The sequence below is a fragment of the Pseudomonas sp. NPDC087029 genome (assembly GCF_044745345.1).
Taxonomy (GTDB): Bacteria; Pseudomonadota; Gammaproteobacteria; order Pseudomonadales; family Pseudomonadaceae; genus Aquipseudomonas; species Aquipseudomonas faucium.
This window is the reverse complement of record NZ_JBIVAB010000008.1, coordinates 207,501-221,670: the sequence shown is the minus strand read 5'-3', so window position 1 is coordinate 221,670 and position 14,170 is coordinate 207,501. Positions and strand designations below refer to the sequence as shown.

Here is a 14,170-nt window from a genome sequence, read left to right as displayed (position 1 = left end):
CGCTGCTGGCGAGCAGGCCCGAAAGCTGTTGTTCTCCAATCTTCCGCTGGAGCGGTTTGGCTGGTGAAACCACCGTTAGTTCAGTAGGAAAAAGCGCTTGAATTTCCGTGCTGAGTTGTGTTTGAGATTTTCGCTCAAACCCAATATCTAGTGGTTTGCTGCATTGGGGATACAAGATAATGCGGTCTTGGGGTCTTTGCAAGGCGAGCGCCTGTGGATAACGTGTGCGTACTTTGTGGGTGAAGAGTGGGTATTCGCTGTAGGCCTTGTGCCAAGAGGTTTGCACTATTTTTCTGCGCCACGCAGCCCCCAGGCAGAAATTTTCAGGGGCTGGCCCTGGCACAAGAAACGGTTCAGTCGAGGGCCGTTCCGGCTGAGGTTGGCAGTGCCCGGTACGGAACGTAGTATCCGTTGCAAGTGTGTCAATTGTGCCGCCCCACAGGCTGAAAAAGAACAACAAACGAAGGCAAAGCCATGGATCATCCCGCCCCGCGCATCCTGATCGTCGAGGACGACCAGCGCCTCGCCGAGCTCACCGCCGAATACCTGCAGGCCAATGGCTTCGAAGTCGCGGTGGAAGGCGACGGCGCCCGCGCCGCGCGGCGCATCGTCGACAGCCAGCCGGATTTGGTGATCCTCGACCTGATGCTGCCCGGCGAGGACGGCCTGAGCATCTGCCGCCGGGTGCGCAGCCAGTACCCCGGGCCGATCCTCATGCTCACTGCGCGCAGCGACGAGCTCGACCAGGTGCAGGGCCTGGACCTGGGCGCCGACGACTACGTCTGCAAGCCCGTGCGCCCGCGCCTGCTGCTGGCGCGCATCCAGGCGCTGCTGCGGCGCAGCGAGCCGCCCCAGGGCAGGAGCCAGGCGCTGGCCTTCGGCGAGCTGCGCATCGACCAGCGGCTGCGCGAAGCCCGCCTTGGCGAGCACCTGATCGAGCTGACCGGCGCCGAGTTCGACCTGCTCTGGCTGCTGGCCAGCAATGCCGGGCGGGTGCTGACCCGCGAGCAGATCTTCACGGCGCTGCGCGGTGTGGGTTATGACGGCCAGGACCGCTCCATCGATGTGCGGATTTCCAAGATCCGCCCCAAGATCGGCGACGACCCGATCCAGCCGCGGCTGATCAAGACCCTGCGTAGCAAGGGCTACCTGTTCGTCGGCGACGCGCCATGAACAATTCGATCTTCCTGCGCATCTACGGCGGCATGCTTGCCGTGCTGGTGCTGGTGGCCTTGCTCGGCGTGCTCAGCCTGCACCTGCTCAATGAAGTGCGCGCCGCCCAGCACCGCGAGCGCCTGGCCCAGGGCACGTTCAGCCTGATGGCCGACAACCTGGCGCAGCAGAACGAAACCGAACGCAAGCGCTCGCTGCTGATATGGGAGCGCCTGCTGGGCGTGCCACTGGACCTGCAGCCGATGGCGGCGCGCACGCTCGATGGCAGCCAGCGCGCACGCCTGTACCGCGGCCTGGTGGTGGTGGAAAAGACTGGCCCACATGCCGCCTGGGTGCTGCGCAAGGTTGGCCGCGAAGACCTGCTGCTGGTGGCCGAGATCAAGCAGGTCAGCGAGCAGTTGGCGCGCGCCACCCTGTACCTGCTGGCCGACGAGCTGGTGCGCTTCCCGGTGACCGAGCAGCAGCAGCGCCTGGAGGACCTCAAGCACAGCAAGGGCTTCGGTTTCGGCGTTGCCCTGCAACGCCTGGAGCGGGTTGGCCTGGACGATGACCAGCGGCGGCGGGTGGAGGAGGGCGATACGGTCATGGCGCTGGGCAAGGATGGCGATTCGGTCCGCGTGTTCGCCGGCCTGCCCGGCTCGCCCTGGGTGCTGGAAATCGGCCCGCTGTACCAGCTCAACCCTTATCCGCCGCAGTTGCTGGTGCTGATTACCTTTCTCGGCCTGTGCCTGATCGGCCTGGTGGTCTATTTGCTGGTGCGCCAGCTGGAGCGGCGGGTGTCGGGCCTGGAAATGGCCGCCACGCGCATCGCCCAGGGCAGCCTGGAAACCCGGGTACCTGCGGGCGATGCCGACTCGGTGGGGCGCCTGGCGGCGGCCTTCAATGGCATGGCCGAACACCTGCAGCGCTCGTTGAACATGCAGCGCGAGCTGGTGCGCGCAGTGTCCCATGAGCTGCGCACGCCGGTCGCCCGCCTGCGCTTCGGCCTGGAAATGATCGAGAGCGCGCCCACCGAGCAGGCGCGGGCCAAGCACCTGGCCGGCATGGATGGCGACATCCAGGACCTCGACAAGCTGGTCGACGAGATGCTGACCTACGCGCGCCTGGAGCAGGGCGCGCCAGCGCTGAAGTTCCAGCGGGTCGACCTGGATGCCCTGCTCGACCGGGTGATCGAGGAGCTGGCGCCACTCAACGCCCAGGTGCGGCTGGTGCGTGGCCAGTGCCAGGTGCATGACAGCGAAGGCGCCTGGGTCGAGGCCGAGCCGCGCTACCTGCATCGGGCCTTGCAGAACCTGGTCGGCAATGCCCTGCGCCATGCCGGTAGCGAGGTGCGCCTGAGCTACCAGCTGGGCCAGCAGCGCTGTCGCATCGATGTCGAAGACGATGGGCCGGGTATCCCCGAAGGCTTCTGGGACCGCATCTTCACCCCCTTCACCCGCCTCGACGACAGCCGCACCCGTGCCTCGGGCGGGCATGGCCTGGGCCTGTCGATCGTACGGAGGATCATCTACTGGCACGCCGGCCGGGCTACCGTGGGGCGCAGTGAGGCGCTGGGTGGCGCCTGCTTCAGCCTGAGCTGGCCACGCGAGCAGGCGCCTGGCTGAGGGTCAGACGCTGACCAGGCTCAGCAACTGGCCGCCCTCGAGGCAGAACTGGCCTTCGAGCTCGACGCCGTGCTGCCATTGGGCTGAAAGGTCGGTGAGCAGGCGCAGGCGCGCCAGGCCGTCGGCGGACCACTCCAGCACTTCGGCGTGCTCGAAATAGAAGCGTTGCCGGGTCAGCGGATACAGGGTCTTGAACAGGCTCTCCTTGAGCGAGAAGGTCAAGGTGACTGCCAGGCCCAGTTGGCTGCGGTCCAGGCGTTCGAGCTCCGCCGGGGTGAGGATTTCGCCCATCAAGCGCTCTGCGCGGTCGTCGTCGAGCAGCGTTTCCTGATCCAGGCCGATGCCTTGGCAAGCGCCATCGGCAGCGACCACGGCAGCGGCCCAGCCCTTGCCGTGGGTGATCGAGCCATGGATGCCTGGCGGCCAGATCGGCGAGCGGTCTTCGTGGCTGGCGGGCACATAATCGCGGCCATCCAGGCGCTGCAGTGCGGCGCGCGCGCAAACGCGGCCGGCCAGGTACTCGGCCTGGCGCTTGGCTACCGAGCGTTGCAGGCTGGCGCTGGGCGTGATGCCGGCGCGCTCGAAGTCATCGCAGGCCAAAAGGGCCGGGTCGAAGGCGCAGCTGACCAGCACCGCGCCGGGGAGCGGGCGGGGCAGGGGCCAGTGGTGCCGGAGCGGGGCGCAACAGGAGGGCAATCTGTTCATGGCGGGTATTGTGCCAGCCGCTGCGGCGGTGTGGGAGAGGGGGCTGCTGTGCAGCTCTCCCATAACTACTGATCCGCTTCAAGGGCTACTGGGTGCCAGCGGGCGCCGCTTTGTCGGTGTTTGACTTCTTCGGCTCGAACACTTTAGCGAAGAACGCCTGCATATCCGCCCACGAGCTTTCATCCGCTGCCTTGTTGTAGCCGATGTCCGGGCCGCCGTGTTCGCCGTGGCTCAAGCGATCGGCATCGGGGTTGGTGAAGCCGTGCTTGGCCCCCGCAATGCTGACGAACTGGTAGTTGGCCTTGGCGGCATCCATCTCCGCCTTGAACGCACTGACCTGTTCTGGCGTGACCATGCTGTCTGCGGCGCCATGTTCGACCAGTATGTAGGCCCTGACCTTGCCGGGTTGAGCCGGTGTCTGCGTTGCCAGTGCGCCATGGAAGCTCACCACGGCGTCGAGCTTTCTCTCCCCGCGCCGTGCCGCATCGAGCACCACCTTGCCGCCGAAGCAGTAGCCGACGGCGCCCAGGCTGCTCTTGTCGGTGTAGGGTTGTTCTTGCAGCAAGTCGAAGCCTGCCTCAAAACGCTTGGCCGCTGTATCCGGGTCTTTCATGGCTTGGGCCATGAACGCCTGGGCATCCTGCGGATGTTCGGTGTGCTTGCCATCGCCATACATGTCGATGGCCAGCGCGCTGTAGCCAAGGGCGGCGAGATCACGCGCGCGGCGCTTGGCATAGTCGTTCAGCCCCCACCACTCGTGGACCACGACGATGCCCGGGCGTTTGCCATCGATGGCATCGTCATAGGCGTAATAGCCGATCAGGCGCTTGCCGTCGGCATCCTGGTAGGGGATTTCACGGGTCACTACTGCCGCTTGGGCAAGCGCGGCACTGCACATCAGTGTCAAGGCCAGCAGGGCACGCATGTTCACTACTCCTTGTTTTGCAAACGGTTCGTTCAGCCGGGGTTCAGCCAGGGTTCAGCCGCGGTTCAGGGCACCCTGCTTACTCTAGCTTCCAGACCGAAACAGCGCATTCAACTGGAGCTAGAAGCGATGAAAACCTTCAACACCCTGCTCGCCGCCATGGCCGTCTGCGCCGCTGGCATGACCTCCGCCCAGGCCGCCGACGAGAACTTCGCCAGCCTGACCTACGGCCAGACCAGCGACAAAGTACGCAAGTCCGGCCTGCTGCAGAGCAACACCGACAACCTCAACGCCGACGGCATCATCGGCAAGGACGGCACCTGGGGCGCGCGCCTGGGGCGGATCAACGACCAGGGCCGCTACTACGTGACCTACGACAACGTCTCGGGCGACCACAGCGGCCTCAAGCTGCGCCAGGAGAACCTGCTGGGCAGCTATGATCTGTTCCTGCCCGTGGGCGATACCACCAAGCTGTTCGGCGGCGGCAGCCTGGGCATGACCAAGCTGACCCAGGATTCGCCAGGAGCCCGGCGTGACACCGACTACGGCTACGCGGTGGGCCTGCAGGCTGGGGTGATCCAGGAGCTGACCGACAAGGCTTCGGTGGAGCTGGGCTACCGTTACCTGCAGAGCAATGCGTCGACCGAAGTGGCACCCAGCGGCGGGCCGAAGGCCGGTACCCTGCGCCTGACCAGCAGTGCACAGACTTACCTGTCGGCGAACTACAAGTTCTGATGAGCGAGTAGCGTTATCCTTCGCTGGCCTCATCGCCGGCAAGCCGGCTCCCACAGGTATTCCACTGCTTTGAAGACTGTGGAATTCCCCTGTGGGAGCCGGCTTGCCGGCGATGAGGTTGGTATTGGCAACACAAAAAAGGAGAACCGAATGAAATTGCTGGTGGTCGAGGACGAAGCCCTGTTAAGGCACCACCTCCATACCCGCCTGGGCGAAAGCGGCCATGTGGTCGAAGCCGTGGCCGATGCCGAAGAAGCGCTGTACCAGGCCGAACAGTTCCACTTCGACCTGGCCATCATCGACCTGGGCCTGCCGGGCATGAGCGGCCTTGAGCTGATCGCCCGCCTGCGCAGCCAGGCCAAGGCCTTCCCCATTCTCATCCTCACCGCCCGGGGCAACTGGCAGGACAAGGTCGAAGGCCTGGCCGCCGGCGCTGACGACTACCTGGTCAAACCCTTCCAGTTCGAAGAGCTCGAAGCCCGGCTCAACGCCCTGCTGCGCCGCTCCAGCGGCTTCACCCAGTCGACCATCGCCGCCGGCCCGCTGGTGCTCGACCTCAACCGCAAGCAGGCGACCCTGGACGAGCAGCCGCTGGCATTGACCGCCTACGAATACCGCATCCTCGAATACCTGATGCGCCATCACCAGCAGGTGGTGGCCAAGGAGCGGCTGATGGAGCAGCTCTACCCCGGTGACGAGGAGCGCGACCCCAACGTGATAGAAGTGCTGGTCGGGCGGCTGCGGCGCAAGCTTGAAGGCGAAAACGGCTTCAAGCCGATCGACACCGTGCGCGGCCTGGGCTACCTGTTCACCGAGCGCTGCCGATGATTCGCTCGCTGCGGGTGCGCCTGATGCTCGCCGCGGCAGTGCTGGCGCTGCTGTTCATGCTGGCGCTGCTGCCCGCCTTGCAGAAGGCCTTCAGCCTGGCCCTGCAGGAGTCGATCGAGCAGCGCCTGGCCTCCGATGTCACCACACTGATCTCGGCGGCCCGTATCGAGCATGGCCAGTTGCAGATGCCGGACCTGCTGCCAGACGAGCGCTTCAACCTGCCGTATACCGGGCTGATCGGCTACATCTTCGACCGCGAAGGCCGGCTGGTCTGGCGCTCGCGGGCCACCGCCGACCAGCACATCAACTACCAGCCGCGCTACGACGGGCGCGGCAACGAATTTGCCCGTATTCACCAGGACGATGGCGAAGAGTTCTTCGTCTATGACGTCGAGATCAAGCTGCTCGGTGGCCAGAGCGCGGCCTACAGCATCGTTGCCCTGCAGCCGGTGCGCGAGTACAAGCAAACCCTCTCGGGCCTGCGCGAAAAGCTCTACCTCGGCTTTGGCGCGGCCCTGCTGGCCTTGCTGGTGCTGCTCTGGGCCGGCCTGACCTGGGGCCTGCGCTCGCTGCGCCGGCTGAGCCGCGAGCTGGACGACGTGGAGTCGGGGGCGCGCGATGGCCTGAGCGGTGAGCACCCCCGTGAACTGCTGCGCCTGACCGGCTCGCTGAACCGCCTGCTGCGCAGCGAGCGCGAACAGCGCCAGCGCTACCGCGATTCGCTGGACGACCTGGCGCACAGCCTGAAAACCCCGCTGGCGGTGCTGCAGGGGGTGGGCGAAAGCCTGCAGCAGCGCCCGGGCGAGCGCGAGCAGGCGCGGGTGCTGCAGAGCCAGATCGAGCGCATGAGCCAGCAGATCGACTACCAGCTGCAGCGTGCCAGCCTGCGCAAGAGCGGCCTGGTGCGCCATCGCGTGCAACTGCGCCCGGTGCTGGAAAGCCTGTGCAGCACCCTGGCCAAGGTCTACCGCGACAAGCGCGTCGAAGCCACCCTGGATATCCCGGTACAGGCCCAGGTGCCGATGGAGCAGGGCGCCTTGCTGGAGCTGCTGGGCAACCTTTTGGAGAACGCCTACCGGCTGAGCCTGGGCCAGGTGCGGGTAAGCCTGCAGCAAGCGCCGGGGCAGCTCACGCTGTGTGTCGAGGACGATGGCCCTGGGGTGCCGGCCGACCAGCGAGAACGCATTCTCGAGCGTGGCGAGCGGCTGGACCGCCAGCACCCGGGGCAGGGCATCGGCCTGGCGGTGGTCAAGGACATCGTCGACAGCTATGACGCCCAGCTCAGCCTCGGCGACTCGCCGCTGGGTGGCGCGGCGTTCTGCATCACCTTCGCGCTCAACTGAGGGTGACGGGCGGATTCCCGCCATCACCCCTGTTCAAATTCCGCCACCGGGCGGAAATCCGCCATCAACTCCCGCGCATTCGCCCCCTCATTGGGCATTTTCCTCTAGCAAATACGGCCTCTGCACCCTTCATGGGCATTTTGGCATCGCCCTTGCTATCTCCGTTGGCAGAGGCCTGCCCAGGCAGCTCGAACACAACGACAAATCCCTCCAGGTGCAGGAGGGTTAGCGATTCAGGTGCCCAACCACCCTGGGAAGGGTGAACCGGCACACTCGAGGAAAAATGAGCCATGACGACACGTCAGCCGCTGTACAAATCCCTGTATGTCCAGGTGATCGTCGCGATCACCATCGGTATCCTGCTCGGCCACTTCTACCCGGAAACCGGCGTTGCCCTCAAACCTTTGGGTGATGGCTTCGTCAAACTGATCAAGATGGTCATCGCCCCGATCATCTTCTGTACCGTGGTCAGCGGCATCGCTGGCATGCAGAGCATGAAGTCGGTCGGCAAGACCGGCGGCTACGCGCTGTTGTACTTCGAAATCGTCTCCACCGTGGCCCTGATCATCGGCCTGGTGGTGGTCAACGTGGTCAAGCCGGGTGCCGGCATGCACGTCGACGTCAGCACCCTGAACGCCAGCAGCGTGGCTGCCTACGCCGCCGCCGGCGCGCAGCAGACCACCGTCGGCTTCCTGCTCAACATCATCCCCAACACCATCGTCGGCGCCTTCGCCAACGGCGACATCCTGCAAGTGCTGATGTTCTCGGTGCTGTTCGGTTTCGCCCTGCACCGCCTGGGCAGCTACGGCAAGCCGGTGCTGGACCTGATCGACCGCTTCGCCCATGTCATGTTCAACATCATCAACATGATCATGAAGCTCGCGCCGATCGGTGCCTTCGGTGCCATGGCCTTCACCATCGGCCAATACGGCGTGGGTTCGCTGGTGCAGCTGGGCTACCTGATGGCCTGCTTCTACATCACCTGCCTGCTGTTCGTCCTGGTGGTGCTGGGCGGCATCTGCCGCGCCCACGGCTTCAGCGTGATCAAGCTGATCCGCTACATCCGTGAAGAGCTGCTGATCGTGCTGGGTACTTCGTCCTCGGAGTCGGCCCTGCCACGCATGCTGGCCAAGATGGAGCGCCTGGGCGCGAAGAAATCGGTGGTGGGCCTGGTGATCCCGACCGGCTACTCGTTCAACCTGGACGGCACCTCGATCTACCTGACCATGGCTGCGGTGTTCATCGCCCAGGCCACCGACACCACCATGGACATCACCCACCAGATCACCCTGCTGCTGGTGCTGCTGGTAGCTTCCAAAGGTGCTGCGGGCGTGACCGGTTCGGGCTTCATCGTGCTCGCCGCCACCCTCTCCGCCGTCGGCCACCTGCCGGTTGCCGGCCTGGCGCTGATCCTGGGTATCGACCGCTTCATGTCCGAAGCCCGCGCCCTGACCAACCTGATCGGCAACGCCGTTGCCACCGTGGTAGTGGCCAAGTGGGTCAAGGAAATGGACAACGACAAGCTCGCCTCGGAGCTGGCTTCCGGTGGTGCGCCGCTGATCGACACCCGCCCGACCGACGACCTGGGCGTTGCCGAAGGCCCGGCTCGCTGAGTGTGATGCAGTGATGAGAAAGGCGACCCTAGGGTCGCCTTTTTTTGTGCCTGCTGCGGCCTAGGGCAGCGTTGAACCTAGTGGGAGCCGGCTCGCCGGCGATAGGGCCGGTTCATTCAACCCGCGTCTCGCCGCTGTACACCAATATCGCCCGGCACCGCCGGCACAGGTAGCGCCGCCCCTGGTGCACCAGCTTGTGCCGCTGCGGGGTGAACGCAAAGTCACTTTCCGGGCACGGGCAGCGGTAGATGTAGCGGGTCGTCACGCGGCGCTGCACTTCGTAGTTGTGGCAGCGATTGGGCGGCAGTTCGTACACCCCGCGCATGATCAGCTGCCACTCCTCGCCATGGGCCTGGATGCGCTCGCCAAACACTTGGTGGGCCACCAGGTGCGCCACCTCGTGGGCAACGGTCTGGCGCAAAAAATCGTCGTGGTTTTCGCGGTACAGCTGCAGGTTGAAGCGCAGCAGGTTCTCGTGCAGGTGGGCGACGCCGGCTTTCTGGCCGCGCAGCTTGAAGCTCACCTGCGGGCGCGGGAAGGGGCGTTTGAAAAAGGCTTCGGCTTGCTGGTAACAGGTTTCGACGCGTTGTTTGAGCAGCTCGGGCATGGCGGGGCAATTCTCCTGACCAGGCATTATGCCGCAACCTCGGCGGCGCTGCCGAGGCCACTGGTCAGCAGGCAGTCAAAGGCCGCCTTGCGGCGGCCCCTGGCTTGATGCCCCAGTGTTGGTTGGATCTAGTTGGTATACACAGGCCCCACGCCCAAGCCCCAGATGATCACGGTCGCCGCCATGATCGCCACCAGTACCACAAGGCCCACCGCCAGCACCGAGCTGGAGAACAGGAAGCCTTCATCCGATGGGATGTTCATGAAGGTCGGCAGGCCGACATACAGCAGGTAAACGGTGTAGCAGATGGCGGCAGTGCCCACCAGCATGCCCAGCCACAAGTGCGGGTAGAGCGCCACCAGGCCGCCGAGGAACAGTGGGGTGGCGGTGTAGGTGGCGAAGGCGATGCACTGGGCCAGGGATGGGTTGGCGTCGTAGGTGCGGGCCATCCAGTGGATGAATGCGCCCATTACCGCCACCCCGGCGAGCATCGCCAGGTAGGACATGACGCTCATCCACAAGGCGCTTTCCAGGGTCAGCATGACCGCCGGCCGGCCACCGATCACCCAGCCCACCTGGGTGGTGCCGATGAATGCCGAAATGGCGGGGATCGCCGCCAGGATCAGCGTGTGTGTCAGGTACATGTGGCTGATGCTTTCTTCTTCCCCGCGAATTTCCCGCCATTCCTGGTCAGGATGAGTAAAAAGCCCCACAACGTGATGAATCATGCCTGTCACTCCTCTCTGTGTTGCCAGTCGCCCCCCAGATGGAGCGCAAGCGGCCCGAGGCCAGGGCACCGAAGCGAGCGGTAATGTGGCCTTATGTCGCAGTATAGGAAGCCGTTCCCAGCATAAAACCGGCTTTTTAGAGCAAATTGCGCTGTCAGTGGCACTGCTGATTACATTGAAGTCTTTATCGGTTAGCCCTACAGCCGCGCCTGGTTTGTGCGTAAAATAGCCGCCTTTTGTCACACCTCGCGGATTCAAGCGCTATGGGCACCCTCTCGGTCAACCAGAACAAACTGCAAAAACGCCTGCGTCGCCTCGCTGGCGAAGCCATCACCGACTACAACATGATCGAGGATGGCGACAAGGTCATGGTCTGCCTGTCCGGCGGCAAGGACAGCTACACCATGCTCGACGTTCTGTTGCACCTGCAGAAGGTGGCACCGATCAAGTTCGAGATCGTCGCGGTGAACATGGACCAGAAGCAGCCGGGCTTCCCCGAGCATGTGCTGCCGGCCTACCTCAAGGAACTGGGCGTCGAGTACCACATCGTCGAGAAGGACACCTACTCGGTGGTCAAGGAGCTGGTGCCGGAGGGCAAGACCACCTGCTCGCTGTGCTCGCGCCTGCGCCGTGGCACCCTGTACACCTTCGCCGACGAAATCGGCGCGACCAAGATGGCCCTGGGGCACCACCGCGACGACATCGTCGAAACCTTCTTCCTCAACATGTTCTTCAACGGCGCGCTCAAGGGCATGCCGCCGAAGCTGCGGGCCGATGACGGGCGCAACGTGGTAATCCGCCCGCTGGCCTACTGCAGCGAGAAGGACATCCAGGCCTACTCGGACATGAAGGAATTCCCGATCATCCCGTGCAACCTGTGCGGTTCGCAGGAAAACCTGCAGCGCCAGGTGGTCAAGGACATGCTGGTGGAGTGGGAGCGCAAGCACCCGGGCCGTACCGAGAGCATCTTCCGCGCCATGCAGAACGTGGCCCCGTCGCAGTTGGCCGACCGCAACCTGTTCGACTTCACCAGCCTGAAGATCGACGAGAACGCCACCCCGCGCTTTCTCGACGTGGTGAACCTCTGAGCCCATGCGCGATTACCAGTGGCTGCATGAGTACTGCCTGAACCGCTTCGGCTCGGCCCAGGCGCTGGAAGCCTTCCTGCCGCAGCCGCGCACGCCGGCGCAGTTGCGCGACATCGCCGACGACCGCTACCTGTCGACCCTGGCCCTGCGCGTGTTCCGCGCAGGCCTCAAGCACAGCCTGGTGGATGCCAAGTGGCCGGCGTTCGAGCAGGTGTTCTTCGGTTTCGACCCGCAAAAGGTGGTGCTGATGGGCGCCGAGCACCTGGAGCGGTTGATGCACGACGAGCGCATCATCCGCCACCTGGGCAAGCTCAAGAGCGTGCCGCGCAATGCGCAGATGATTCTCGACGTGGCGAAGGAGAAGGGCAGTTTCGGCGCGTTCATCGCCGACTGGCCGGTGAACGATATCGTCGGGCTGTGGAAGTACCTGGCCAAGCAGGGCAACCAGATGGGTGGGTTGTCGGCGCCGCGCTTCCTGCGCATGGTCGGCAAGGACACCTTCATCCCCACCGACGACATGGCGGCTGCGTTGATTGCGCAGAAGGTCATCGACAAGCCGCCGACCAGCCGGCGCGACCTGGCACTGGTGCAGCAGGCGTTCAACCAGTGGCACGAACAGAGCGGGCGGCCGCTGTGCCAGTTGTCGGTGATGCTGGCGCATACCGTCAATCATTGAGGCCGTCGGGGGCCGCTTTGCGGCCCTTTCGCGACACAAGGCCGCTCCTACAGGGATACGCATTCCTCTGTAGGAGCGGCCTTGTGTCGCGAAAGGGCTGCAAAGCAGCCCCAGACTTCAGCTCCCTTCGCCCGCCATCCGCCGCTCCTGCTGAAACTTCCAGCGCACGAACAGCAGCCCACTGACGAACAACCCCAGGCTGACCAGCACCTCTACCCAGCCAAACACCGCCCGGGCCGGGTCGAACGCCGCCAGCACGCCCTTGATGAAATAGATGTTCACCACGAAGCAGGTCCAGGCATGCGCCCGGGCGCTGCCCATCAGCATGCCCGGCAGCAGCAACAGCAAAGGCACCAGCTCGATCGCCAGAATCACCTCGACCCGCGCCCCGTGCAGGTTGGCGAACCACAGGTTGTTCACCACCAGCAACGCGATCAGGCCGAAGAAGCAGGCCAGGCTCAGCGCCCGCGTCAGGCGCACGCGCGGCTCCAGCCAGGCCAGCGCCGGCAACACCTTGGGCTTTCTCGCCACCTCAGGCCTCCAGAGCCTTGGCCGTGGTCGCCAGGCGTTGGCCAAGGGCGCGGCACAGGGCAATTTCGTGTTGATCCAGTTCACGCTTGCCATCGGCACCGGCGTGATGGCTGGCGCCATAAGGCGTGCCGCCACCGCGGGTCTCGAGCAGCGCCGACTCGCTGTAGGGCAGGCCCATCACCAGCATGCCGTGGTGCATCAGCGGCAGCATCATCGACAGCAGGGTGGTTTCCTGGCCGCCGTGCAGGCTGGCGGTGGAGGTGAACACCGCGGCGGGCTTGCCCACCAGTTCGCCGCCCAGCCACAGGCTGCTGGTGCCGTCGAGGAAGTACTTCAACGGCGCGGCCATGTTGCCGAAGCGGGTCGGGCTGCCCAGCACCAGGCCCGCGCAGTGGCGCAGGTCGTCGAGGGTGGCGTACAGCGCGCCGCTGGCCGGGATGTCCGGGGCCACGGCTTCGCATTCGGTGGAAATCGCCGGCACCGTGCGCAGGCGCGCTTCCATGCCCGCGAGCTCGATGCCACGGGCAATGTGCCGGGCCATCTCGCTGGTCGAGCCATGACGGCTGTAGTACAGCACCAGGATGTAGGGCGCGCTCACGGCAGGATCTCCAGCACCTTCTCTGGCGGGCGGCCGATCACCGCCTTGTCACCGGCGACAAGGATCGGCCGTTCGATCAGTTTCGGGTGCGCGGCCATGGCGTCGATGAGTTGCGCATCGTTGAGCGCCGGGTTGGCCAGGTCCAGTGCCTTGTATTCGTCTTCGCCGGTGCGCAGCAGCTGGCGTGGGGCGATGCCCAGCTTGCCGAGCAGCGCCTTGAGGGTGGCGGCGTCGGGCGGGGTTTCCAGGTAACGCACGATGGTTGGTGCCAGGCCCCGCTGTTCGAGCAGTTCCAGCGCGCCGCGGGATTTCGAGCAGCGCGGGTTATGATAGAGCGTCAGGTCAGTCATGTCGGGTCGCATCCAGCTGGGTGTGGCGGCTATTCTAACCGCAGCGACTGAACCATTTGCTTGAAAACTTGAGAAGGATTGACCCATGGCAAGGCGTTTGGCAGCAGTACTGGCCATCACCGCGAGCCTGTTGCTCGGTGGTTGCGGTGCCGACTACGGCGTGGACCAACACGGTAATACGGTGAAAGCCGAGCAGCTCGACGGGCACTGGCTGGTGCTCAACTACTGGGCCGAATGGTGTGGCCCGTGCCGTACCGAAATACCGGAATTGAACACCGCGGCCAAGCAATGGGCGGCCGAGGGCATCAAGGTGGTCGGGGTGAACTTCGACGGCTTGCAGGGGCAGGACCTGAAGCAGGCGACCGAGACGCTGGGCATCGGCTTCACCGTGCTGGCGCAGGATCCGGCTGAACGCTACGACCTGCCGCGCAGCGAGGCGCTGCCGGTGACCTACATCATCGATGATAAGGGCAAGGTGCGCGAGCAACTGCTGGGCGAGCAGACCCTGGAAGGGCTGAACGCCAAGATCAAGGCCCTGAAAGGCGCTTGATGCTTTGGGGGCTGCCTTGCAGCCCATTCGCGACACAAGGCCGCTCCTACCCGAGATTGCATGCCCGCTGTAGGAGCGGCCTTGTGTCGCGAAAGGGCCGCAAAGCGGCCCCAAAT

Annotated in this window: 16 protein-coding genes; 9 read left to right on the top strand and 7 right to left on the bottom strand. The window is 64.8% G+C overall.

Features of this window, described 5'->3' with window-relative positions; translation table 11 throughout:
* Nucleotides 1-474: 474 nt before the first annotated feature.
* Together ACIPG5_RS15705 and ACIPG5_RS15700 are read left to right on the top strand one after the other, a co-directional pair.
* Nucleotides 475-1,173, top strand: coding sequence for a response regulator transcription factor (locus tag ACIPG5_RS15705; RefSeq protein WP_176511449.1), 699 nt, complete (start codon nucleotides 475-477; stop codon nucleotides 1,171-1,173).
* Nucleotides 1,170-2,777, top strand: coding sequence for an ATP-binding protein (locus ACIPG5_RS15700; protein WP_176511450.1), 1,608 nt, complete (start codon nucleotides 1,170-1,172; stop codon nucleotides 2,775-2,777). The genes ACIPG5_RS15705 and ACIPG5_RS15700 overlap by 4 nt, the downstream gene beginning before the upstream one ends.
* 3 nt (nucleotides 2,778-2,780) lie before the next feature.
* Here the strand turns inward: ACIPG5_RS15700 and ACIPG5_RS15695 are convergent, their stop codons facing one another.
* The gene (locus tag ACIPG5_RS15695) at nucleotides 2,781-3,482 is read right to left on the bottom strand and encodes a 4'-phosphopantetheinyl transferase (protein ID WP_176511451.1); all 702 of its coding nucleotides are present in this window, start codon (nucleotides 3,480-3,482) and stop codon (nucleotides 2,781-2,783) included.
* An 85-nt stretch (nucleotides 3,483-3,567) separates the two neighbouring features.
* Nucleotides 3,568-4,407, bottom strand: coding sequence for a dienelactone hydrolase family protein (locus tag ACIPG5_RS15690; protein WP_176511452.1), 840 nt, complete (start codon nucleotides 4,405-4,407; stop codon nucleotides 3,568-3,570).
* A gap of 129 nt (nucleotides 4,408-4,536) precedes the next feature.
* Here ACIPG5_RS15690 and ACIPG5_RS15685 point away from each other — a divergent pair, with 129 nt between their 5' ends.
* The 4 genes from ACIPG5_RS15685 (at nucleotide 4,537) to ACIPG5_RS15670 (ending at nucleotide 8,926) form a co-directional block, all read left to right on the top strand.
* Nucleotides 4,537-5,142, top strand: a complete 606-nt coding sequence (locus tag ACIPG5_RS15685) for an outer membrane beta-barrel protein (RefSeq protein WP_176511453.1) — start codon at nucleotides 4,537-4,539, stop codon at nucleotides 5,140-5,142.
* A gap of 150 nt (nucleotides 5,143-5,292) precedes the next feature.
* A complete protein-coding gene (locus tag ACIPG5_RS15680) occupies nucleotides 5,293-5,970 on the top strand; it encodes a response regulator (RefSeq protein WP_176511454.1) in 678 nt (225 codons plus the stop codon).
* The gene (locus ACIPG5_RS15675) at nucleotides 5,967-7,313 is read left to right on the top strand and encodes an ATP-binding protein (protein ID WP_176511455.1); all 1,347 of its coding nucleotides are present in this window, start codon (nucleotides 5,967-5,969) and stop codon (nucleotides 7,311-7,313) included. The genes ACIPG5_RS15680 and ACIPG5_RS15675 overlap by 4 nt, the downstream gene beginning before the upstream one ends.
* A 290-nt stretch (nucleotides 7,314-7,603) precedes the next feature.
* Nucleotides 7,604-8,926 (top strand): dicarboxylate/amino acid:cation symporter, encoded by a 1,323-nt coding sequence (locus ACIPG5_RS15670; RefSeq protein ID WP_176511456.1) that lies wholly within the window; start codon nucleotides 7,604-7,606, stop codon nucleotides 8,924-8,926.
* Between the two features lie 112 nt (nucleotides 8,927-9,038).
* Here the strand turns inward: ACIPG5_RS15670 and ACIPG5_RS15665 are convergent, their stop codons facing one another.
* Both ACIPG5_RS15665 and ACIPG5_RS15660 read right to left on the bottom strand, forming a co-directional pair.
* On the bottom strand, nucleotides 9,039-9,533 hold the full coding sequence (locus ACIPG5_RS15665; RefSeq protein ID WP_176511457.1) for a SprT family zinc-dependent metalloprotease: 495 nt from the start codon (nucleotides 9,531-9,533) through the stop codon (nucleotides 9,039-9,041).
* A gap of 128 nt (nucleotides 9,534-9,661) precedes the next feature.
* Complete coding sequence (locus ACIPG5_RS15660) at nucleotides 9,662-10,261, bottom strand: Yip1 family protein (protein ID WP_176511458.1); 600 nt, start codon at nucleotides 10,259-10,261, stop codon at nucleotides 9,662-9,664.
* 263 nt (nucleotides 10,262-10,524) lie between these two features.
* Here ACIPG5_RS15660 and ttcA point away from each other — a divergent pair, with 263 nt between their 5' ends.
* Together ttcA and ACIPG5_RS15650 are read left to right on the top strand one after the other, a co-directional pair.
* Nucleotides 10,525-11,349 (top strand): tRNA 2-thiocytidine(32) synthetase TtcA, encoded by an 825-nt coding sequence (gene ttcA, locus ACIPG5_RS15655; protein ID WP_176511459.1) that lies wholly within the window; start codon nucleotides 10,525-10,527, stop codon nucleotides 11,347-11,349.
* 4 nt (nucleotides 11,350-11,353) lie between these two features.
* Entirely contained in the window at nucleotides 11,354-12,025 is a 672-nt protein-coding gene (locus ACIPG5_RS15650; RefSeq protein WP_401376155.1) for a DNA-3-methyladenine glycosylase I, read from the top strand.
* 117 nt (nucleotides 12,026-12,142) lie between these two features.
* Here the strand turns inward: ACIPG5_RS15650 and ACIPG5_RS15645 are convergent, their stop codons facing one another.
* The 3 genes from ACIPG5_RS15645 to arsC are packed head-to-tail and all read right to left on the bottom strand — an operon-like array spanning nucleotide 12,143 to nucleotide 13,504.
* Nucleotides 12,143-12,556 carry a DUF2069 domain-containing protein gene (locus ACIPG5_RS15645; protein ID WP_176518364.1) on the bottom strand — a complete coding sequence of 138 codons (414 nt, stop codon included), beginning with the start codon at nucleotides 12,554-12,556 and terminating at the stop codon, nucleotides 12,143-12,145.
* A 1-nt stretch (nucleotide 12,557) separates the two neighbouring features.
* Nucleotides 12,558-13,154 (bottom strand): NAD(P)H:quinone oxidoreductase, encoded by a 597-nt coding sequence (gene wrbA, locus ACIPG5_RS15640; protein ID WP_176518365.1) that lies wholly within the window; start codon nucleotides 13,152-13,154, stop codon nucleotides 12,558-12,560.
* Entirely contained in the window at nucleotides 13,151-13,504 is a 354-nt protein-coding gene (arsC, locus tag ACIPG5_RS15635; RefSeq protein WP_401376152.1) for an arsenate reductase (glutaredoxin), read from the bottom strand. Before arsC ends, wrbA begins: the two co-directional genes overlap by 4 nt.
* A gap of 85 nt (nucleotides 13,505-13,589) precedes the next feature.
* Between arsC and ACIPG5_RS15630 the strand changes: the two genes are divergently transcribed.
* Complete coding sequence (locus ACIPG5_RS15630) at nucleotides 13,590-14,054, top strand: TlpA disulfide reductase family protein (RefSeq protein ID WP_176518367.1); 465 nt, start codon at nucleotides 13,590-13,592, stop codon at nucleotides 14,052-14,054.
* The last annotated feature ends 116 nt before the right edge of the window (nucleotides 14,055-14,170 follow it).